The following is a 22260-nucleotide window of genomic DNA, read 5'->3' as shown; positions in this document are numbered from 1 at the left end:
CATGTCTAACAAACTACTAATGGGCTTATCGTCGTTGCTGTTGCCGCTGGGGCTTTATGGAGTGCCTGCGCAATCGTCAACAAGTTATCAGCGCTCTTATCTCAGTGCGAGTATTAACAGCTCGCCCGACCTATCCGCTACTAACATGGCCGCGACACATATCGTGCGCGCGGCTGTTCGTGTTACGGCTGATGAATTGGATATTGTCAGTACATCACCCGTAAAAGAGTTGGTGATTATTGATGCGGCGGTGCCGGATAAAGCGGTGTTTTATCGTGCGGTTAAACCCGGTGTGGATATAGTTGAAATAGATTCTTCCCAGCCTGGATTGGCGCAACTAAAAACAATATTAAAAAATTACCAAGGCTTAAAAGGCCTGCACATTGTGTCGCATGCGGAAGAGGGCGTAATGCTCTTGGGTAACAGCCGTGTAGATTCTGCAGCGCTTACAAATGAAAAGGATACTTTTGCTTCATTAAATGCCGCCTTAATTCATGGAGCTGATTTGGTTCTCTATGGTTGTGATTTGGCGAGTGGCTATAATGGTGGAGAGCTGCTGGATATTATCCGTAGTAACACTCATGTAGATGTAGCTGCATCGAATAATAAAACAGGTAATTCCGAGCTGGACGGTGATTGGGATTTGGAGATCCAGCGCGGTAATATCGAAACTGAATTGGCCTTCTCTGAAAAAGCACTGAGAGATTTTACTGCAATATTAGCCCCAGTCATTTTTCAAATGTCGACATGGGACGTTGTTGATCCCGGTTTTAATAACAAACGATTTACACCTAACGGAAGCAACAATGCAGATTCCGTCAATATCGATGCTCAGGTTAGCTTCGGAGGGAAAACTCTGACGGTTGATGGCGAATATAACAGTATCAGTGTGAGCCCTGGTTATGGAATTGGCTTTGGTTTCTCTGAAAAATCCATCACGCTGAGCTTTACCGACGGCAGCGAATTTAAGCCAAGTTCAATAGAGATTTATTCTACTGCTGGCGATTCGGCGACTATTACGACAAATAATGGTGGCAGTATGAATGTAACTATTAATGATAAGTACGCCACCAATTATACGAATCAGATGATCGACCTAAGTTCATTGCCTGCTGGTGCTACATCTATAACCATTACCAATAACTCATGGGCTCCCTTTGTTGTTAATACCAATAGTGGTTTTATGGGTGCCATCAGAAAAATCACTTTTGATAGCATTGGCAGTACCAACCAAGCTCCAACTATAAACAACCTCAACAGTGATAGCCTTGCTTGGCCGGGCGTTGGCAATACGGTCACGTTGGATTCTGGGGGCAATGCCAATCTGGCCGATACCGAACTAGATGCACTTAACGCCGGTAACGGCAACTGGGCCGATGCGGCGCTAATCATACAACGATCTGGCACCGCAATTACCTCCGATACTTTTGGCTTTAATACTTCTGGTGCTTTATTTACCGTTACCGGAACTACCAGCGGTAATCTGCAATCAGGCGGACAAACCTTCGCTACTTACACCAATATCAATGGCGTGTTGACCATCACCCTTACCAGCAGTGATACAACGGCGACTAGCGCGCTGGTTGATGATGTTGTCCAACGAATTACTTATCAAAATAATACCCCAGCAGGCGATGCCACTATCAGCTATGCACTGACCGATGGCGATGGTGGAACGGCGACCACGGCGACTGTCACAGTCACCACCGATTCAATTTACGTCACCAATACCACCGACACCGCCAGCATCGACATCGCCAATGGCGTGAGTTTTAGTGAGGCGGTGGCGATTGCGGCGGCCGATGCCACCGGCAGCCAGACCATCGTATTCAACGGCACGCTGGCTGCCACCGCGCTCACCATTAATAGCCTAAGCCTAAATGAAAGCCTGACATTTGATATGGACGCTGCCAGCAGCATGTCGCTGACCAGCGGAACCATTACTCTTGGCGCGGCGACTACCCAAACCTTTACCAACGGGACTGGTGATACGGCGACGATTTCCAGTGCTATTGGCGGTAGCGGCGCGCTCACCAAAACAGGTGCGGGTGGATTAACGTTGTCCGCAACCAACAGCTACTCCGGTGTTACTAGTATCTCCGCGGGAACATTGACCGTCAGCAATGGTGATGCAATTTCCACGAATGGCAGTGTCTCTGTTTCCAGTGGCGCGACTCTTGCGCTCTCCAGCAATGAAACTATTGGCAATCTTTCCGGTGCCGGATCAGTCACTCTGGGCAGCAATACCCTAACCAGCTGGATTACTGCCGATACCACCTTCTCCGGCGGCATCAGCGGTACGGGTGGCCTGAGTGTCAACCAGAGTGGGGCGGCGACTTTCGCGCTGACTCTGTCGGGTACCAATACCTACACCGGCAACACGACTGCGATGAATTTCGGCTCGCTGAGGCTGGATGGCGATGCGTCTGTCTCCAGCAGCAGCTATTTGCGCGCCAATGGCAATAGCGTGATAACACTGCTATCGAACCAAACGGTTGGCAGCCTGGGCAGCAACAGTGCCACTGCCACCGTCAACCTCGGCAGCTTCACGCTGAGCGCCGGGGGCGACAACACCACCACGACCGTAGCCGGCGTCGTGTCCGGCACTGGCAACCTAGTGAAGCAGGGCAGCGGCACGATGACGCTGACGGCCACCAATACCTACAGCGGCACGACCACGGTATCGGCCGGCACCCTGGCTGTGGCCAGTGACAGCAATCTTGGCAGCAACACCGTGACGCTGGCATCAGGCGCGACGCTGGACATCTCTGGTGCCACCAACATCGACAACGCCATCGCGCTGAGTGGCGATGCCACCGTCAGCACCTCGGCAAACGCCACCTTGTCCGGCGTCATCAGTGGCGCCCACACCCTGGCCAAGTCGGGCGCGGCGGCACTGATACTGTCGGGCAGCAATACTTACGCAGGCACCACCGTCAGTGCGGGCACTCTGAGCGTTGCCAGCGACGCTAATCTAGGCAGCGGTGGCATCTCGCTGGCGGCTGGCACCATTTTGCAGGTGACGGGTGCCACCACTGTCGACAACAGCATCACGCTGACTGGTAATGCCACCGTCAACAACTCCGCCAATGCCACGCTGTCCGGTGTCATTGGCGGCGGCTTCAACCTCGCCAAGTCCGGCGCATCGACGCTGACACTATCCGGCACCAATACCTATAACAACACGACGGTCAGTGCCGGTACGCTCAGCGCCGCATCCGACAGCAATCTAGGTTCGGGCGGAGTGACGCTGGCAGCAGGCACAACGCTGGCCGTGACGGGTGCGACCACCATCGACAATGCCGTCACGCTGTCTGGCGCGGTGACGGTCAATACCTCTGCCGACGCAACGCTGTCGGGAAACATCGGCGGCGCGGGCAGCCTGGCCAAGACCGGCGCCAATACGCTGACGCTGTCGGGCACAAACAGTTACGCAGGCAGCACCAACGTATCGGCGGGCACGCTGTCCGTGGCGGGCGACGGCAACCTCGGCAGCGGCACCGTCACGCTGGCGACCGGCTCCACCCTGGCAGTCACCGGCGCCACCACCATCGACAATGCCATTGCACTGGCTGGCAACGCCACCGTGCAGACCACCAATGCGGCGACGCTCAGCGGTCCCATCAGCGGCGCGGGTGGGCTCATCAAGGCAGGCGCATCCACGCTGAACCTGAGTGGCACCGACAGTTATACCGGTGCTACCAGCGTCAATGCCGGTAGCCTGCTGGTTAATGGCGCCTTGTCCGCTACCTCGGCTACGGCTGTTGCGTCCGGGGCTACCTTAGGAGGCAGTGGTAGTATTTCCAGCAACATTACCGTCAATAGTGGCGGCACTCTTTCGCCCGGTAATAGCCCAGGTACATTAACTGTTAACGGCAACCTCACTATGGCTCCCGGCAGTATCCTGGCGGTGGAGATCAATGGCACTGCGGTAGGTACCGAGTACGACCAAATCTTGGTGAATGGTTCTGTGGATGTGTCGGGGGCTATCCTGTCTGCCAGCCATGGTTACACAGCCGGGCAGGGCGATAGCTACACGATCATTGTCAACGATGCAGCAGATGCAATCACCGGTACGTTTAGTGGTTTAGCGGAAGGTGCTACTACAACGGCGAGTGGCAATGGCACGGTGCTAACCGCAAGTTATTTGGGTGATGATGGCAATGGCAATGATTTCACCCTGACTGCACCGCTGAATGCCGCGCCAGTTATCGCTAACCTGAATGGCGATAGTGTCAGCTTTATTGAGGACAGCGACCTCATTTTGCTGGATGCAAGCAATGACGCAACCGTCACTGACAGCGATTCAATCGATTTTGATGGCGGCAACGTGACGGTTTCTATCAGTAGTGGTCGTGTCACTACTGAAGATGTACTTTCAATCCGGAATGAAGGCACCGCAGGCGGCCAAATCGGCACTTCTGGCCTGAATATCACCTATGGCGGCACGCTTATTGGTACTCGTACGGCTGATGGCGGCACCGATATTAATGATCTTGTTATCACTCTTAACAGCGCTGCTACCCCCGCAATTATTCAGGCGTTGGTTCGCAACCTGACTTACACCAATACTAATACCACCTCACCGGACACCAGTGCTCGAACTGTGCGGATAACTGTAAATGACGGGGATGGTGGTACCAGCAGTAATGCGGATATTGCCGTTGCTGTTGTCGCGACCAACGATGCCCCGACCTTGACAGCTACTGGCGCTACACCAACCTTTACTGAGGGTGGAGCGGCTGTTGGTTTGTTCAGCGGAACCAGTGTCAGTACTGTGGAATCTGGCCAGTTGATCACCATGCTCACAGTAACAGTCACCAACGTTACTGAGGGTAGTGATGAGGTCATCTATTTTGATGGTAGCGATATTCCGCTGGTCAATGGTTTTACGGGTACTTCATTGATCCATGGCGTGGATATCAGTGTTGCCGTCACAGGTTCAACCGCAACCTTGACGCTTGTTAAGACAACTGGCCTTTCATCTGCACAGACGCTGATAGATGGAATGACCTATGCCAACCAAAGCGTAAACCCGACGGTAGCAAATCGTGTGGTTACGCTTACGTCATTGCAAGATGACGGTGGTGTTACGGATGGCGGCGTGGATACTTCCAGCCCCAATGTGTCAGCGACAGTTACTATCTCGGCGCTTAACAGCGCCCCTGTGGTAACTGCTAGCACCGGTGTGACAGCATTTACCGAGGGTAATAATGTTGCCTCCACGCCAGTTGTTATTGATGGCGATATCACAGTAAGTGATCTGGATAATGCAACGCTTGCCTCTGCAACTGCGAGCATTACTGCTAACTTCCAGACTGCTGAAGATGTGCTGGCCTTTACCAATGATGGCAGCACCATGGGTAATATCAGTGCAAGTTACAACAGCAGTACAGGTGTGCTCACCTTAACCTCCACTGGTGCCACCGCGACCCTTGCTGAATGGGAACTCGCTCTGGCTGCAGTGACTTACACCAACAGCTCCGAAACCCCCTCGGAAGCAACCCGCGAAATCAGTTTCACAGTGAATGATGGCGTGGAAACGAGTGTTGTCACTACCAAATCAGTCAGTGTTACTGCGGTTAACAATACACCGATCATCTCTGGTACTCCTGCGCTATCGATCAATCAAGGCGCTGCTTACAGTTTCACACCTAGCGTAACCGATGCGGACTCGGTTGTATTGCTCTTCAGCATTGCCAACCAACCGGCTTGGGCCACGTTTGATCCTATAACCGGAACCTTGAGCGGCACTCCGGGCAATGCGAATGTTGGTACTACTGCCGGTATTGTGATCACCGTGAGTGATGGCACCACATTAACCAGCTTGCCCGCGTTTAGCCTGACGGTTGTTAACGTTAATGATGTCCCAACCATTAGCTCCACCGCCGTCACAACTGCAACGCAAGATGTCGCTTACAGCTACACCTTTGCGGCAGCCGATGGTGATGTGGGTGATGTGCTGACACTCAGCGCCGTGACTATCCCGAGCTGGTTAAGCTTCAACCCTGCGACTGGCGTATTGAGCGGTACTCCGACCAATGCGGATGTCGGTAGCCATGCGGTTACCCTGCGCGCGACTGATGCAGATGGTTTGACGGTTGATCAGAGCTTCAGCATTACGGTTGCCAACGTCAACGATGCACCAACTATTAGCTCCACCGCCGTCACAACTGCAACGCAGGATGTCGCCTACAGCTACACCTTTGCGGCAGCCGATGGTGATGCGGGTGATGTGCTGACACTCAGCGCCGCGACCTTGCCGAGCTGGTTAAGCTTCAACCCTGCGACTGGCGTATTGAGCGGTACTCCGACCAATGCTGATGTAGGTAGCCATGCGGTTACCCTGCGCGCGACTGATGCAGATGGTTTGACGGTTGATCAGAGCTTCAGCATTACGGTTGCCAACGTCAACGATGCACCAACCATCAGCTCCACTGCTGTCACAACCGCCACGCAAGATGTTGCCTACAGCTACACCTTTGCAGCAGCCGATAGCGATGCAGGCGATGTGTTGACACTCAGCGCAGCGACTTTGCCAAGCTGGTTGAGCTTCAACCCGACCACTGGCCTCTTGAGCGGTACACCGACCAATGCGAATGTCGGTAGCCATGCCGTTATCCTGCGCGCGACTGATGCAGATGGTTTGACGGTTGACCAGAGCTTCAGCATTACGGTTGCCAACGTCAATGACGCTCCCACTATCACTGGTACACCGACGACGTCGGTTGATCAGGATGTTGCCTACAGCTTCACCCCAACCGCAAGTGACGTGGATGTAGGCGATGTACTGACTTACAGCATCACCAACAAACCGACCTGGGCCGCGTTTGATACCGCAACCGGGGCACTGACCGGTACACCAACCAATACGGATGTGGGCACTACCACCGGAATCGTCATCACGGTCAGCGACGGCACCTTGAGCGCAAGCCTGGCGGCGTTTGACCTGACTGTGACCAACGTGAACGAAGCGCCCGTGATTAGCGGTACACCATTGGTATCAGTCGATCAGGACGTTGCTTACAGCTTCACACCAACCGCAAGTGACGTGGATGTAGGCGATGTGCTGACTTACAGCATCACCAACAAACCGACTTGGGCCGCGTTTGATACCGCCACTGGCGCCTTGACCGGTACACCAACCAATGCGGATGTGGGCACTACCACCGGAATCGTGATCACTGTCAGCGACGGCACCTTGAGCGCAAGCCTGGCGGCGTTTGACCTGACTGTGACCAACGTGAACGAGGCGCCCGTGATTAGCGGTACGCCATTGGTATCAGTTGATCAGGACGTTGCTTACAGCTTCACCCCAACGGCCAGCGATGTGGATGTGGGCGATGTGCTGACTTACAGCATCACCAACAAACCGACCTGGGCCGCGTTTGATACCGCAACCGGTGCCTTAACCGGTACACCGGTTCACGATGATGTAGGTACCACCACCGGTATCGTCATCACCGTCAGCGATGGTGTGCTGAGTGCATCATTACCAGCCTTCAATCTGGAAGTGATTGAAACCATCGACCCATTGCAGCCGGTGGTTACTGCACCGGAAGATATCGCCATCAACGCCACCGGGCTTTACACACCGGTAAGCCTGCGTCAGTTGTTGAGCCTCAATGCCTCGGCGACCCAGGAGCAGGTGGATGCGATTCTCAACAGCATGGCCAGTGATGGGGTGAGTGGTAATACCTGTTGCACCACCAATCCGGAAGGCTTGAACGTCAACAATGTATTGCTCTTGCCACCGGGTCGTCATGAAGTGAGCTGGAGTGCGACCAACGGAGCCGATGTCACGGGTACCGCTACGCAAGTGGTCGATATCCGTCCGCTGGTATCCCTGAGCAAGTCACAAATCGCCATCCGTGGCAGTGCGGTGGAATTCCGTGTGCTGCTTAATGGTAAAGCGCCGGAATACCCTGTCGCGATACCCTACGTGATCGACGCGGCTACTACCGCAGGCACTACCGAACACAATCTGGTCAATGGCGTAGCCAACTTCACCGAAGCAGGGCAGCTGGAAGTGATAGTGCCAGTGCAACTGGCCACCCTCAGTGGCTTGAGCGACAGTGAACTGGTGGTACGTTTGGATGGCGATATCAATGCCGGTGTCGCCAACAGCCACACCATCCGTATCCGCGAAGGCAATATCGCCCCGATGGTGAGCCTGCAGTTGACGCAAGGGGGTGTAAACACCATCCAGATTACCCCTGCCGGTGGCCCGGTTACCCTGACCGTCACCGTCACCGACCTGAACCCCGGCGATACCCACAGCTACAACTGGTCAGCCAGTGACACAGCGCTGGGCGATACCGACGGCAACCCGGTCAACAACACCCTGGTGTTCGACCCGAGCAACTTGAGCGGTCGTCATCAGGCACAAGTGACCGTCACCGACACCGGTGGTGCCACTGCCAACGTACAACTCTACTTCCGTGTCGTACCGAGCCTGCCAGTGCTAGTACCGGATGCCGACACCGACGGCGATGGTGTTACTGACACCAACGAAGGCTTTGGCGACACCAACGGCAACGGTATCCCCGACTATCTGGACAACATGCCCACCAGCAACATCCTGCCGCAGCAGGGCGCGATCACGAACGCCTACCTGATCGAATGTGATCCCGGTGTGCGTTGTGGCCTCGGCCAATTTGCGTTGGTCGGCGAGTCTGGCGGTGTGCAAATCCTTAACGAAGAGCTGGGCACTACCGGTGAATTGATCATCGACCCCACCTTTGAACCGGTGGGAGGCATCTTTGACTTCGTGATCAACGACCTGCCAACCCTGGGTCAAAGTGTGCGCATAGTGATCCCGCAAGTAGCGCCGATTCCCGCCAATGCGGTCTATCGCAAATACCAGGATGGCCGTTGGGTCAACTTCATCAGCAATGCCAACAACAGCATCTTCTCCGCCCCCGGCAACCCCGGTTACTGCCCGCCACCGGGCAACCCGGATTGGACACCCGGCCTGACCGCCGGCAACCTCTGCGTCCAGCTAACCATTGAAGACGGAGGGCCGAACGACGATGACGGCCTGATCAACGCCGCGATTGTGGACCCGGGCGCCGTGAGTGTTGCACTGCCGGTGGAACCACCCCCTCCGCCACCGCCAGCGCCGGATGTAAACCTCAAATCCAAAGGCGGTGGTGCGATAGATGGACTCTGGCTCTTGTTATTAGGAAGCGTATTGATGATGAAATGGATCACGGGAACAAACCGCCGGGGCTTGATCGCCCTGGCCCTGATTGTCACCTCGGCCTCCAGCCAGGCGCTGACCGACGGCAAAGCCTATGTGCGGGTAGATGTTTACAAAGTAGAAGGCGACCAACGCGAAGCGACGTTCACTCAAGCCCTGAGCGCCGCCGGTCACGAGTTCACGGTTGATAAGTACGACATCGACCGTCGCGGCTACCAAATCGCCTTTGGCTACCAATGGCACGACTACACCTACAGCGAACTGGGCTATCTGGAACTGGGCGATGTAACAGTGGATATGACCCTCGACGGCGACACCGACCTGACGGCATTCAAACGCGACTTCGCGAATGCCTACCCGGTCAGCGCCAGCGGCTGGACAGCAGTGCAGGGGTTAACCCTGCTGCGCGACCAGCCGGTGAATATCTCATTGGAAGCGGGCGCCTATTTCTGGCAGGACGAAAAAGAGACCAACCAGCAACCCATCACCCTGCAAAGTGACAGTGGCGTTGCACCGCTGGCGGGTATTCGGTTGGATTTAGGGCTGACCAAAAACCTGTCCTACGGGTTGAGTGTAAGACGTATTTACCTGGCGGATCAGGTAGTGGACATGTATTCGTTATCGGGGCGTTTCCGCTTTTAGCTGGTGATAAGCCTGAACTTGCACTAACTATTTCCTTTAAGGGCCCGCGCCAATTCGATTACCGATAAGGGCGCGGAGCCTTCTGCTTTATTGCTGAGTGTGACAAATACATTCTGCCCACCACTTGCTGTTCCGCTAATTACTTTTGCCAGCGCCATGCGTGTTTCTATGTCCGGGTCGATGATTTTGTCGTAAGGCTCATAGGCATCTTTGGCATCTTCATAACCAAATGCGCCATGCACCGGGTTTAAATTCCAGCGACAGACAAATGGCCCGGGCCAGAGCGCACGCAAAATGGGAAGTTGCTCGCTAATACGCGGCATTTTTGCATGTAAACCCATGCAATAAGTCGCGCCGGTATCGCGTAATGCCGCCATAAATTGCGGTGTTAACCACTGCGGGTCGCGCACTTCAACGGCGACAACGCCATCAGGGGCGATGCTTTTTAAATCGGGAATGGATTTTAATAATAGGTGCAAACGGTCTATTAATTTAGGCATCTGTGCGAGCCAGTGAGCGGGCAGGGGGCTGATCTGAAAAACCAGTGCACCTAATTTGTGTTGCAGACCTTGTAGTGCCGGCTCCGCAAATAATTGCACAGCATCTGCGGCGTTTAAGAAATTGGCATTGGCGCGCCTGCCGCGACCGCTTTCATCGCGCACCAACGCATCGGTAACCAAACTTGGGGCTTTCACCACAAAACGAAAATCATTGCCTACTTGTGAGGCATATTGCGCGAACTGGGCAAGGTTAAGTGGGCGATAAAAACTGCGGTCGATACTGACTGTGCGAAACAGCGGATGCTGGCCATAAGCTGCCAGTCCATAACGCGATAAGTTTGATTCGGTGTAATCACCATTCCACACTAGTCCATTCCAGCCGGGATAATTCCAGGATGATGTACCGAGCCGCACCTTCGCGGGCAGCGTATCTGCAAGTGCTATCCATTCTGGATCAGGATTCACCGGCGCAATCGCTTTGGTTGACTTTGTGGTCTGTTTTACGGTGGCGATCTCTGAACCATCAAACAGAGGGTTTTGCATAGATAAATTGCCCAAGTGGAATGACAAGGTGTCACTAAGAAAATCCTTGTCGTTTTTTATGGCTACTTGACCGCTAGATAGTGATTGGTTTGTAAATACTGAACAATTTGTGCAACGCATTGCTCAGGGTTCATTTGGTCGGTGTGCAGATGAATATCCGCATCAGTTGGCCGATCATAGGCGGAATCTATACCGGTAAATTGTGCAATTTTACCTTCACGCACTTTGCGGTATAGCCCTTTAGGGTCGCGCGCCTCACATACACTTAAAGGTGCATCGATAAATACTTCAAGAAAATCACCTGGGGCAAACGCGACCGCAATTCGCGCCGGGTTTTTTCAAACGGGGAAATGGTGGCGCAAATCACCAGCAAACCTGCATCCACCATTAACCGCGCTACCTCACCAATGCGGCGTAAGTTTTCAGCGCGGTCTTCTTCGCTAAAGCCCAAATCTTTGCAAAGCCCCTGACGAAGCAAATCGCCATCTAGCAAATACGTATTGCACCCTAATTCGGTTAGTTGGGTTTGTAGCGCTGCAGCGGTAGTGGATTTTCCGGCGCCACTCAAACCGGTAAACCAAAGTACGCAGGGGCGATAGTGTTTGGCCATAGTTTCATATATCCCTTTCTTTTTAATTAAACGGTAACTGGATCTACAGCAGTGTTCGCCGGTGGCATGGACAATAACTCATGCATCGCGCTGTCTGCGAGTGCTTGGCCTGCGCCATCGTAAACGTAAAAAATGGCGTTGGCTCCCAGGCTGCGCAGTATTTCTACTTCTTCTTCGTATTGCACTATGGCGGCGATTTTGCCCTTGAAGCGGCGGTGTTGCAGTTGTTTCAATGCAAACACGTTACCTTGGTGATAGGGCATGGCCAATACAATCAGCTGGATCTGGGCGGTATTGACCAGCTTGTCCCAAAAGTCCGAGTCAGAGGCATCGCCCTCTGCCAGGCACATGTCGGAAACTTTGTGTAAGTGCTCAATGCGCAATGGATTATTGTCCACGCCCAGCACTCGCAGGTTGTATTTCTCCTGCAGCCGCTGGTAAGCCCCGCGGCCAATACGGCCCATACCAAACACAATCGCCTGGGCATCGCCCAAATACAGTGGGCGATCCTGCGGGCGCAGTTTTTCTGCTGGCAGGTCGGGGCGCTTGGCAACAAAGTACTGATACAGGCGCTCGCTGTAGGCATTGGCGATGGCCGAAAACACAAAACTCAGTGATACCGCAAGGGCAATAATCACCAGCCAATCTATGGCTAACCAACCGGCAGTAACAGCGAGGCTGGCCACAATCAAACTGAACTCCGAGTAATTACCCAAGCCAAGGCTAGTGAGAAAGCTGGTGCGCAACCGCAGGCGAAAGCGCGGCAGTAACAGCATAAATAACACGACTTGCAGCGGTAGCAACAATTGCAACGCAAAGGCCCAGGCAAGGTGATCCCAGCTTGGGTCTGCCATCAGGCCGATGCTGAGAAAAAACGCCACCAGAAACAGCTCTTTGATATTAAAGAGGGATTTAGCCAAACCCGGTGCTGCCCGATGGGTAGAGAGCAGCATGCCTATCAGTAGCGCACCCAAATCACCTTTTACTCCCAGCGCCTCAAACAGCGCATAGCCAATCACTAGCGATAATAAAAAGCCAAACAACACCTGCATTTCGCCATGCCCCAGGCGATCCAGCAGGCGGCGTAAGATCGGTGCCAGTGGAATCAAACCAAGCAGTAAAAATGCCCACACACTGGGAATTTTGCCGGTAGAGGCGCTTAAAAAAATCACCGCGAAAATATCTTGCATCACCAATACACCAATGGCGATACGGCCATAAATGGATTGGCTTTCGCTGCGCTCCTCCAGCATTTTCACTACAAATACGGTACTGGAGAAGGACAGTGCAAACCCAATCAGTACAAAACTGCTCCACTCCATATTGCTGAGGAGTGCGGTTAAACCCAGCATTTTTAGCGTCATAAAAAGTAGCGCAATACCTGCGGTGGTGAGCAGCATATGCAGGGTGGCACCACCCCATATTTCGGCCTTCAACAGCGAGCGGACATCCAGTTTTAACCCGATAGTGAACAGCAGCAGGGTGACTCCCAAATCAGCGATAAATTGAATGTTGTCATTCAATTCATAGCCCATGAAATTCAGGGCAAAACCGGCCACTAAAAAGCCGGTTAATGGCGGCAATCGCAAAAACGACGCTGCCAAGCCGCCGGCAAAAGCGACCAAAATAATAATGGGTTCCATAGGGAGTCTACTGCTTTGATATCGAAGAGGTTTTCAGAGTAACAAATTTACAATAGGCTCGCCAAACTCACCAAGCTGCACTCGGCTTTGTTACTCCATACTCACGCGCAGGAGATTCGCTATGAGTTACCCCATGTATTTAGTTGATGCCTTCGTCGACCAACCCTTTAGCGGCAACCCCGCTGGCGTTTGTATTGTGGATAAAGAGCCGCCCGCCGGTTGGATGCAAAATGTCGCACTGGAAATGAATCAGGCGGAAACGGCATTTGTACATAAGCGTGCCGATGGCAGTTGGGACCTGCGCTGGTTTACGCCGCAGGTAGAGGTAAGCCTGTGCGGCCATGCAACGCTCGCTGCCGCCCATGCGTTATGGCTGCACGCCGGAGAAACCGTCGCAACCTTGGAATTCCACACCCTCAGTGGCCGCCTCGCGGCGACCAGAGTTGGTGATGAAATCCAACTCGATTTTCCGTCCGACTTCCCGCAGTTCATCGCCGAGGTTCCTCCCGTGCTGTTGCAATTATTAGGTGATCAACCGCAGTGGTTTGGGCAGGGGCGGGACGATCTTATCGCCGTGGTGGATTCCGCCGACGCTGTCCGTAATTTTGTACCCAATGCGGAGCAGATTGCCTCGTTTACCTCGCGCGGATTAATCCTCACCGCTCCGGGTGATGCAGGTTCAGGGTTGGATATGGTCTCGCGCTTTTTTGCACCCAAGGTCGGCATTAACGAAGATCCCGTCACTGGTTCTGCACATTGCTTACTCGCTTGTTACTGGGGACATCGCCTAGGGAAAACCCATCTGCGCGCGCAACAAGCATCGCCGCGTGGCGGATTGTTAACTCTCGATTGGCAAGGCGAGCGCGTTCTGTTACGCGGCAAAGCGCGCACTATGCTCAGCGGAGAATTTCAGGGCTAATACGCGCTGCTTTTTCCAGATCAACTATCATAAACAAGATAAGTGAGTTGCTATCGCCAATAGTAAGGGTGCTGGGCATCTATCTTGCTAGCAATTTGGCAAGGGCTAACGAAGGCTCGTTACGCTTTGAAATAATTGGAGTTTTATATGTCGATTGCTAAAAAATTTATGTATGCCCTGACCGCCATTTTGCTGTTGGGTGTGGTGTCTGCCGTTCTTCTGGTATATCACCATCAGCGCGAGTTGGCTCAACAGCGTGCCGTCAATGAAAGCAACAGCATTAGCCGCGAAGCGATACGTCTGCTCACTGTTACCAACAACATAATGATGGAGCGTGTAAAAAGTAGCATGCAGCTGTTGCGTGAGTACGGCGGTGAGCTGGGTGAACCACAGCTGGGTGAACGGGTAGTCGTTAATGAACGCGAAACGAATAATCTTTTGCTCGGCGACACGGCCATTGCCAATCAGTTTGATCTGGTGGATAGAACCACCAAAATTATGGGCGGGACAGCCACAATATTTGCGCGCGACAATAATGAGTACGTAAGAATTTCCACCAATGTAATGACACCAACCGGACGCGCCGTTGGCACTATCCTGGCTCCGCAAGGGGCGGCCATTAAAAATATTCAGCAGGGCACTGCGTTTTATGGTGTGGTTGATATTCTCGGCAGCCCATACCTTACCGGTTATGAACCTATCACTAACCAGAGCGGCGATATTATTGGTGTTTGGTATGTGGGCTACAAAGCGGACTTGAATGATTTATTTTCAGCTATTGCGTCCAGTCGCGTATTGGAAGAGGGGTTTGTGGTCATTCGCGATAATACCGGCGCGACACGAGTCCATTCAGACAATCTATCCAAAGACGCTATCGACAAAATCCTTGCCGATCCCGGTACCGATTGGCATCTGCAAACTACCCGTTTTGATGCCTGGGGCTATGAAATTATTACGGTCTATTCCACCCAGGAAATTCAAGCCATGGTGCGTAAAGTTTCCTATCTCTTGACCGCGTTGATTATTGCAATTGGCTTGGTGTTTTTGGTTATCGTTTATTTGCTTATTCAAAAAGTTGTCGTAACGCCGCTACGTCAAACCACCAAACGGCTACACGATATTGTCGACGGCGAAGGCGATCTGACCCTGCGTTTTAATGTAGTGCGCGATGATGAAATCGGCGAGTTGGCCAAAGGGTTTGATTCACTGCTTGATCGGCTGCAAAACACAATCAAATCAGTCGCCAGTGCAACCCACCAATTATCGCAAGCGGCGCGGCATTTAAAATCAATCGCGGTGCAATCCACTGAAGCAATTAATACCCAAGCGCGCGACATAGACGGTATTGCCGCCGCTATACATGAAATGTCCACCACCGCGCAGGAAGTTGCACGCAATGCAGCCAGCGTCGCAACTGCAACACTAACGACCAATAAAGATGCCGAGCAGGGCTACAAGGTTTTGTCAGATACCATTGCGTCGACCGAAACCCTGGCAGAAAACATTGATAGCGCCGCAAAAGTCATTGCAGAGTTGGCTGATACCAGCAATGAAATTGGCACAGTGTTGAATGTGATTCGCTCAATTGCCGAGCAGACTAATTTACTTGCCTTGAATGCCGCGATTGAAGCTGCCCGGGCTGGGGAGCAAGGCCGTGGTTTTGCCGTGGTTGCCGATGAGGTGCGCTCATTAGCCAGCCGCACACAAGCCTCTACCGCCGAGGTGGATAACATGGTGAAACGTTTTCAAAGCAATTCCGAGCGTGCCATTGAACAAATGCGTTTAGCGGATGAAATGATGCGGTTGAATGTCACTGGTGCGCAAAGTTCGGGTGAATCCATCAAAGCAGTATTGCGCAGTGTGTCTGATCTAAACGACCTGAACAGTGAAATTTCACACGCCGTAGTGCAGCAAAGCCATGTCGCGGAAGATATCAATAAAAATATTACCAACATCAATACTGCTGGCGACCAGAGCCAGACACGAGCGCAAGAGACATTGCGCGCATCGGAAGCCCTATCGCAATTATCCGAGGACATTCAACAGCAATTGGCAGCTTACAAAGTGTAAGCTGCGGCGTGGATTTTGTGATGTAAGAGTCAAAGCAAGTATTGCTTTGACTCTGATTAGGCTTTCAGCATATTCGTGAAATTTCGGTAATGCGAGCAGTACTGGCTGTTGTTGAAAGTGGTAACCGTATATATGACTTGATGATGGAATTAACACGAATCTTTCTTGCTACAACAGAGCCCTCTCTACTTCCTGCATCATTAGTGTTGCCTTCAATGGTGGTAACCATTCTTCCGCTAACACTTTCCGCTATTCCTATGTGCGAAAAAGTGAAAACCACAATATCACCTTTCTGAGGTGTGAAAAACTCTGAGTTTCTTGGGAAAATTAAGCAGTTATTATTTTTCGCCCAGATGTTCAAAAACCGACTCACTGATGCTTCTTTTGGGGGTTGTGTTGTCAAAAAGAAAGGGGAGTTGTTTAGTAGTTTCTGCACGCAAAATGATACAAAAGCGGCGCACCAAGGATAGCCATCTGTAGCACCATTTATCGTCAGTGAGTCTGACTTAAAAATTGCCAGAAGTTCTTGGCTATCTCCGGCTTTATTATTTCCTGTCTCCTTCACACCAATATATTTTGCTGCGATTTCAGCCAGTAATCCCTGTGGCGAAGAAGCGCTAGAGGATGGGGTGCTGACAGTTGCTAATTTGGTTGTTGCATATGGTGCACCTAGGGACAGCGCATGCCATGTTTTTGGGCCAACCACGCCATCAGCCGTTAGTCCGGCATTTTCCTGAAAATGCTTAAGTGCCTTTAATGTTGCTGAACCAAAATCACCATCTACAGTTAAAAAGGTATTCTCATTAAATGCATTGAGCAATTTTTGTAGGTTTTCAACTGATTTTCCTTGTGATCCCTTGCGTAATGTTTTTTGTGTCATAGATAATTTCCTTTTTTAAATTTTTCCCAGTAGTCAGTTTTTTTCCAAATAAATCCACATGTCAGGTGAAATAAATTCGACGTCAGACTTCAGCTCCAACCACAAAATCCCTTTTTCAGTAAAAACACCGCGAACATGTTCACCGTATAGATGCTCTGCATTTATACATAAGTTCTTGTAATTCGAGGTCATATCTTGAAGGTCGGGTTCTTTGTAGAGTCGCGTTATCTGGTACTGATCTGTTAATGTTTGAACGTCAATTTTTATAGTGGAGCCACCCATCTCAGTATGAAAATGTGAACCTGAAATGGTAGAGCTTTTAAAACTGCTAATTTCTACCACATCTGTTCCATCAAGCACCTCAGTGGGTAACTTTTTGAATGCATCCGTGGGTATATTGCATGTTTTGGGCACCAGTATTTTTGCTGTGCTGCCCACCTCATTTTTAATTTCGCTAGCTATATTGTGCTCGTTTATACAGCCGCCTAGTAAAAAGGCTGCCATGTAAAGAAGGTTCTTCTTATTAATATTGCTCAACGTTAATCCTCCATAATTTAAGGGTGGTTGATTTTATACTTCAACCAATCGTTGTGGCCGAATTATTGCTCGCTATTGAGATAATTTGCTCACAGTTTCAGTGTTTCGATTAAGTCTGGCGGGTTTAGATCTTTATCCCATTTGCATGATTTAATTAAAACTCCTGACAATCAGTTCCTATTGCAAGTTGCGTACAGAAATAAGTACAGGTAGCATGAGGTCTTTACAGATCCTATTGGGGAGACGACCTATGGATACTATGAGCTATACCGCGTTTCGCAATGATCTGGCCAGTGTGCTGGACAAGGTGAACGACGATCACAAGCCGGTGCTGATTACCCGTCAGAATGGGAAGCCAGCGGTGGTGATTAGCTTGGAAGATTTTCAGGCCTACGAAGAAACCGCGTATTTGATGGCTAGCCCGAAAAATGCCGCGCGGCTGAATGATGCAATTAACCAGGTGGCCGCAGGGAAGGCGACGCAGCGGGGGTTGATTGAGGAATGATATTGGCGTGGGCGGATAATGCCTGGGAAGATTATCTTTACTGGCAACAAACGGATCAAAAAACACTGAAGCGCATCAATACCCTAATCAAAGAAATTCAACGTCAGCCCTTTATCGGAATAGGTGACCCTGAACCGCTTAAACACCACTGGTCAGGATATTGGTCGCGGCGAATTGATCGCGAACATCGACTGGTTTATCGCGTTGAAAATGAAATGATAATTGTGGTGCAATGCCGTTATCACTATTGATGACTACATTTTTAAATTGAATTTGATAAAGAGAAATCACATGTCTGCTGTTAAGGAAATCGTTTTAACCTTTAGTTGTCAGGATTCCAAAGGCTTGGTGGCCGCTGTGGCCACTTTATTTGCGACCTTGGGTTTTAATATTAAAGAGTCTTCGCAATTTGAAGATGTGCAAAGCAACCGCTTTTTTATGCGCACCGTATTTGAGTGCCCGGTGGGTTACAACCTAGGGCAGATTCGCTCGCTGTTTAAGCCGCTGGGCGAGCAGTTCCAAATGGATTGGAATATTTTTGATAGCCACACCAAGCCGCGTGTGCTAATTGCGGTTTCCCAATGGGGGCACTGTTTGAACGCACTGCTGAACAGTTGGAAAAACGGTTCGCTGCCGATTGATATTGTGGGTGTAGTGTCCAACCACAATGTGATGCGCGATTTAACGGAATGGTATCAATTGCCATTTCATTATTTACCCATCACCGCCGACACCAAAGTGCAGCAAGAGGCACAGCTGTGGCAATTAATGCAGGACTTGCAAGCCGAATTTTTAGTGCTCGCGCGCTACATGCAAATTCTTTCTGACGATTTGTGCCGCAAATTAAATGGCCGCGCGATCAATATCCACCACTCATTTCTGCCCGGTTTTAAAGGCGCAAAACCGTATCACCAAGCGTTTGAGCGTGGGGTAAAACTCATCGGCGCTACCGCGCATTTTGTCACGGCGGATTTGGATGAAGGCCCGATTATCGAGCAGTCGGTAGAGCGTGTGTCCCACGTAAATTCACCGGATGAAATGGCAGAGATCGGGCGCGATATTGAAGCGGTAGTGTTGAACCGCGCGGTGCGCTGGCATGCGGAACATCGCGTGTTGTTGAATGGCACCAAGACGGTGGTGTTTTCAAGATAGGTCAGTGCATAACTTCTTTTGGTGAGCAAGCTGGTGACAAAAACGCGGCGATAACATTATCGCCGCGTTTTTTATTGGATCAGATAATGTCGGTGTAAATTATTTGTGAGTTGCTTTTTTGGCCGACATCGCCAGCGCCAATAAACCAAGCGCTACAATCCCGAATGACACGTTCAAACTGCTTAACTCAGCGATAAAACCAATCACCGCTGGCCCCGCTAATAACCCTGCGTAACCCATGCTGACCACGGCAGCAATCGCCAAACCCATTGGCATGGATGTTTGATTGCCGGCGGCGGTAAATAGCACCGGCACTATGTTGGATGCGCCCACGCCAACCAGCGTGAAGCCGATAAAAGCGGTAGGGGTAAAGGGGGTAAGTACAACTAACAAAAAACCACTCGCAGCGCAGAGTCCACCCCAGAACACAACCCGGGTGCCGCCGAGGGCGTTGACAATTTTATCGCCGGTGAAGCGGCCGATGGTCATGGCGACTGAGAAACATGCGAAACCCAAACCGGCGTAAACCGGGTCGATACCGCGTAATGTATTGAGGAATACAGCGCTCCAATCCAGCACTGCACCTTCGGCGAGGAAGGCGACAAAACACAGGCTGCCGATGAGTAATACTTTGCCGCGCGGGATTACAAAAAAAGGTTCGCGTTCGCCGCTAGTACTTTCATTAATATTTTTTGGTAATAAATCTTTTGCACAGTAGGCCAGCATCAGTAAGAGCACGGCGGTAAGGCAGAGCAGGGCGTGAAAGGGCGATAAACCCAGCCACATCAGTACGCTCATGACCACCGCACCAAAGATCCCGCCCAGACTATAAAAGCCGTGGAAGCCCGACATCATCGCGCGGCCGCTGGCTTTTTCTACCACTACCGCTTGCATGTTCATGGCGACGTCCGTGGCACCGAGCATCATGCCGAAAATTAATAAGTTAATGGCCATGCCGGGAATACCGGGGGAAATGGCGAGGCAGACCAAACTCACACACATTAGTAACAAGGTGGTAGTGATAACCCGACGGCAGCCGTAACGATTAACCAGTGGGCCGGTGACCGGCATCGCCAGCAGTGAGCCAACGCCAAAACACAGAATTAATAAACCGAGTGTGGATTCACCAATCGCCAGTCGTGCTTTCACAAATGGAATCAGCGGCGCCCAAGCCGACATGGCGAGGCCGGTAATTAAAAACGCAAAACGGGTGGAGAGGTATTGGGCTGTACCAATAGGGTGGGTGGCAGACATAAGTAAAAACTTCCAGCGAATAAATCAAGCTGCGCACTATACCTGTCGCCAAAACGCAGGGTTAGTGAGGATTTGTAAATCGGATTTGCCCTATCAACTATGCTTGATACAGCGCAAATGGCGCTTGAGCATTTGGACTAGGATAGCCACATGAGATCACCTTTTATTTTTTGCCGGCGGTCGCGCCAATGACCTGGTTGCAATTATTCACCACGCTAGTACCCATTCTGTCAGTGTTTATCCTGCTGGTTTTACTGCGCTTGCCCGCGACCCGCGCTATGCCGCTCAGCCTGTTAATTACCGCTGCGTTTGCCGCCTGGGTGTGGCAGGTATCTGCAGTGCAATTGGCAGCATCGATACTGGAGGGGTGGATTATCGCCTTCACTATTCTGGTGATTGTGTTTGGGGCCATCTTGCTGCTGAACACCCTGACGGCGCTGGGGGCGATTCGGGTTATTTGCGACTGGTTCGCGCGTATCTCGCCGGATCACCGGGTGCAGGTGATTATCATCGCCTGGTTATTTGGTGCATTTTTGGAGGGGGCCAGCGGGTTCGGAACGCCAGCAGCGATAGGTGCGCCTTTGTTGGTCGCTTTGGGTTTTCCCCCGATGGCAGCCGTGGTAATGGCATTAATTGGGGATAGTGCGCCAGTCTCGTTTGGGGCGGTGGGTACGCCGGTGATTGTAGGCATAGGGCAGGGTTTGGCGAATGCGACGCCTGACCGGCTGCAGCAAATTGCCCTTGGTGCCTTGACGCTGGATGTGTTTATCGCCAGCTTTCTCCCGCTGTTAATGGTGGCCATGCTGACGCGCTTTTTTGGTGCCAATCGCAGCTGGCGCGAGGGCTTGCGACTTTGGCGTTTTGCCCTGTTTTCCGGTCTTGCGTTTACCTTACCTGCCTATGGCGTACTGCGCCTGTTGGGGCCGGAATTCCCCAGTATTCTTGGCGCTCTGGTTGGATTGCTGTTAGTCGTTGGCGCCGCACGGCGTCGCTGGTTACTGCCTACCGAGGTCTGGCGCTTGCCGGTTATGACAGATGAATTGCTGCCCCATGCCACCGGCGTTACACAGCTGCCAACGATGGGTTTATTCAAAGCCTGGTTTCCCTACCTGTTGGTAGCAGGGTTATTGGTGCTGACCCGGGTGGATACGCTGCCGTTTAAGGCGCTGTTGCAGTCAGTCAGCATCGAATTTAACGCGTTGCTAGGGACGCAAATTTCTACGCGGGTCGCGCCGCTCTATTTGCCGGGCAGTATTTTTGTGCTGGTCGCCGTGGTGATTGGTTTGTTATATCGCCTGCCATTGGTTGCTACAGGGCAAGTATGGCGAGCATCACTCGGGCGCCTATTACCCACCAGTATTGCGCTGGCGACCTCGGTACCTATGGTGCGCATTTTCCTCAATTCTGGCGAGAACAGCGCGGGTTTGGCGGCCATGCCCAAAGAATTGGGGGTTTTGGCGGCCGACACCTTTGCCAATCAGTGGCCGCTGGTGGCGCCATTTATTGGTGCTTTGGGTAGTTTTATCGCTGGCTCCTCTACCTTTTCCAACATGATGTTTGCGCGCTTGCAGCAGGACGCCGCCCAAACGGCTGACCTGCCCGAACATTGGATTCTGGCGCTGCAGATGCTTGGCGCCAATGCGGGCAATATGGTGTGTGTGCTTAACGTAGTGGCAGCGGTTTCGGTGGTGAAACTGGTAGGGCGGGAGGGCGATGTGATTCGCTACACCTTGGCACCGGCGCTGCTTTATTGTGCCTGCGCAGGTGCTTTGGGATATTTGGTAGTGGCGTTAGTTGTGTGAT

At 52.0% G+C, this 22260-nt stretch carries 12 protein-coding genes and 1 pseudogene; 7 read left to right on the top strand and 6 right to left on the bottom strand.

Going from position 1 to position 22260, the window contains the following annotated elements; translation table 11 throughout:
• The first annotated feature begins 1 nt into the window (after nucleotide 1).
• Nucleotides 2-9844, top strand: a complete 9843-nt coding sequence (locus NNX04_RS06315) for a putative Ig domain-containing protein (protein WP_261947834.1) — start codon at nucleotides 2-4, stop codon at nucleotides 9842-9844.
• Between the two features lie 23 nt (nucleotides 9845-9867).
• On the opposite strand, the gene NNX04_RS06310 is transcribed toward NNX04_RS06315, so the two are convergent.
• From NNX04_RS06310 to NNX04_RS06300, 3 genes and pseudogenes are all read right to left on the bottom strand, one after another.
• Complete coding sequence (locus NNX04_RS06310) at nucleotides 9868-10887, bottom strand: DUF72 domain-containing protein (RefSeq protein WP_261947833.1); 1020 nt, start codon at nucleotides 10885-10887, stop codon at nucleotides 9868-9870.
• 62 nt (nucleotides 10888-10949) lie between these two features.
• Nucleotides 10950-11497 (bottom strand): annotated as a pseudogene (gene cysC / locus NNX04_RS06305) (adenylyl-sulfate kinase).
• Nucleotides 11498-11523: 26 nt separating this feature from the next.
• Entirely contained in the window at nucleotides 11524-13140 is a 1617-nt protein-coding gene (locus NNX04_RS06300) for a cation:proton antiporter family protein (RefSeq protein WP_261947832.1), read from the bottom strand.
• A gap of 121 nt (nucleotides 13141-13261) precedes the next feature.
• Here NNX04_RS06300 and NNX04_RS06295 point away from each other — a divergent pair, with 121 nt between their 5' ends.
• Nucleotides 13262-14059 carry a PhzF family phenazine biosynthesis protein gene (locus NNX04_RS06295; RefSeq protein WP_261947831.1) on the top strand — a complete coding sequence of 266 codons (798 nt, stop codon included), beginning with the start codon at nucleotides 13262-13264 and terminating at the stop codon, nucleotides 14057-14059.
• A gap of 147 nt (nucleotides 14060-14206) precedes the next feature.
• Nucleotides 14207-16129: a methyl-accepting chemotaxis protein gene (locus tag NNX04_RS06290; RefSeq protein ID WP_261947830.1), complete on the top strand. Its 1923-nt coding sequence runs from the start codon at nucleotides 14207-14209 to the stop codon at nucleotides 16127-16129.
• A gap of 64 nt (nucleotides 16130-16193) precedes the next feature.
• Here the strand turns inward: NNX04_RS06290 and NNX04_RS06285 are convergent, their stop codons facing one another.
• Both NNX04_RS06285 and NNX04_RS06280 read right to left on the bottom strand, forming a co-directional pair.
• Nucleotides 16194-17009 (bottom strand): peptidoglycan-binding protein, encoded by an 816-nt coding sequence (locus NNX04_RS06285; protein ID WP_261947829.1) that lies wholly within the window; start codon nucleotides 17007-17009, stop codon nucleotides 16194-16196.
• Nucleotides 17010-17042: 33 nt separating this feature from the next.
• Complete coding sequence (locus tag NNX04_RS06280) at nucleotides 17043-17546, bottom strand: hypothetical protein (RefSeq protein WP_157152488.1); 504 nt, start codon at nucleotides 17544-17546, stop codon at nucleotides 17043-17045.
• 250 nt (nucleotides 17547-17796) lie between these two features.
• Between NNX04_RS06280 and NNX04_RS06275 the strand changes: the two genes are divergently transcribed.
• From NNX04_RS06275 to purU, 3 genes are read left to right on the top strand one after another with little or no spacing between them, the layout of a single operon-like run.
• Nucleotides 17797-18051 (top strand): type II toxin-antitoxin system Phd/YefM family antitoxin, encoded by a 255-nt coding sequence (locus NNX04_RS06275; protein WP_040391565.1) that lies wholly within the window; start codon nucleotides 17797-17799, stop codon nucleotides 18049-18051.
• Nucleotides 18048-18302: a Txe/YoeB family addiction module toxin gene (locus tag NNX04_RS06270; RefSeq protein WP_007640312.1), complete on the top strand. Its 255-nt coding sequence runs from the start codon at nucleotides 18048-18050 to the stop codon at nucleotides 18300-18302. Before NNX04_RS06275 ends, NNX04_RS06270 begins: the two co-directional genes overlap by 4 nt.
• Nucleotides 18303-18342: 40 nt before the next feature.
• Nucleotides 18343-19203 carry a formyltetrahydrofolate deformylase gene (purU, locus tag NNX04_RS06265; protein WP_007640314.1) on the top strand — a complete coding sequence of 287 codons (861 nt, stop codon included), beginning with the start codon at nucleotides 18343-18345 and terminating at the stop codon, nucleotides 19201-19203.
• A 99-nt stretch (nucleotides 19204-19302) separates the two neighbouring features.
• Here the strand turns inward: purU and NNX04_RS06260 are convergent, their stop codons facing one another.
• Nucleotides 19303-20457 carry an MFS transporter gene (locus tag NNX04_RS06260; protein WP_261947828.1) on the bottom strand — a complete coding sequence of 385 codons (1155 nt, stop codon included), beginning with the start codon at nucleotides 20455-20457 and terminating at the stop codon, nucleotides 19303-19305.
• 188 nt (nucleotides 20458-20645) lie between these two features.
• Between NNX04_RS06260 and NNX04_RS06255 the strand changes: the two genes are divergently transcribed.
• Nucleotides 20646-22259 carry an L-lactate permease gene (locus tag NNX04_RS06255; protein ID WP_261947827.1) on the top strand — a complete coding sequence of 538 codons (1614 nt, stop codon included), beginning with the start codon at nucleotides 20646-20648 and terminating at the stop codon, nucleotides 22257-22259.
• Nucleotide 22260: the final 1 nt, after the last annotated feature.

It is taken from the genome of Cellvibrio sp. QJXJ (assembly GCF_024452345.1).
In the GTDB taxonomy this organism is placed as follows: Bacteria; Pseudomonadota; Gammaproteobacteria; order Pseudomonadales; family Cellvibrionaceae; genus Cellvibrio.
The sequence above is the reverse complement of the archived record's forward strand: the minus strand, read 5'-3'. Positions and strand labels throughout refer to the sequence as shown.

Excerpts from the sequence above, each read along its gene's own strand:
- NNX04_RS06315 (WP_261947834.1), top strand. The coding sequence starts at position 2 with ATGTCTAACAAACTACTAATGGGCTTATCGTCGTTGCTGTTGCCGCTG.
- NNX04_RS06310 (WP_261947833.1), bottom strand. The coding sequence starts at position 10,887 with ATGCAAAACCCTCTGTTTGATGGTTCAGAGATCGCCACCGTAAAACAG.
- NNX04_RS06300 (WP_261947832.1), bottom strand. The coding sequence starts at position 13,140 with ATGGAACCCATTATTATTTTGGTCGCTTTTGCCGGCGGCTTGGCAGCG.
- NNX04_RS06295 (WP_261947831.1), top strand. The coding sequence starts at position 13,262 with ATGAGTTACCCCATGTATTTAGTTGATGCCTTCGTCGACCAACCCTTT.
- NNX04_RS06290 (WP_261947830.1), top strand. The coding sequence starts at position 14,207 with ATGTCGATTGCTAAAAAATTTATGTATGCCCTGACCGCCATTTTGCTG.
- NNX04_RS06285 (WP_261947829.1), bottom strand. The coding sequence starts at position 17,009 with ATGACACAAAAAACATTACGCAAGGGATCACAAGGAAAATCAGTTGAA.
- NNX04_RS06275 (WP_040391565.1), top strand. The coding sequence starts at position 17,797 with ATGGATACTATGAGCTATACCGCGTTTCGCAATGATCTGGCCAGTGTG.
- NNX04_RS06270 (WP_007640312.1), top strand. The coding sequence starts at position 18,048 with ATGATATTGGCGTGGGCGGATAATGCCTGGGAAGATTATCTTTACTGG.
- purU (WP_007640314.1), top strand. The coding sequence starts at position 18,343 with ATGTCTGCTGTTAAGGAAATCGTTTTAACCTTTAGTTGTCAGGATTCC.
- NNX04_RS06260 (WP_261947828.1), bottom strand. The coding sequence starts at position 20,457 with ATGTCTGCCACCCACCCTATTGGTACAGCCCAATACCTCTCCACCCGT.
- NNX04_RS06255 (WP_261947827.1), top strand. The coding sequence starts at position 20,646 with ATGACCTGGTTGCAATTATTCACCACGCTAGTACCCATTCTGTCAGTG.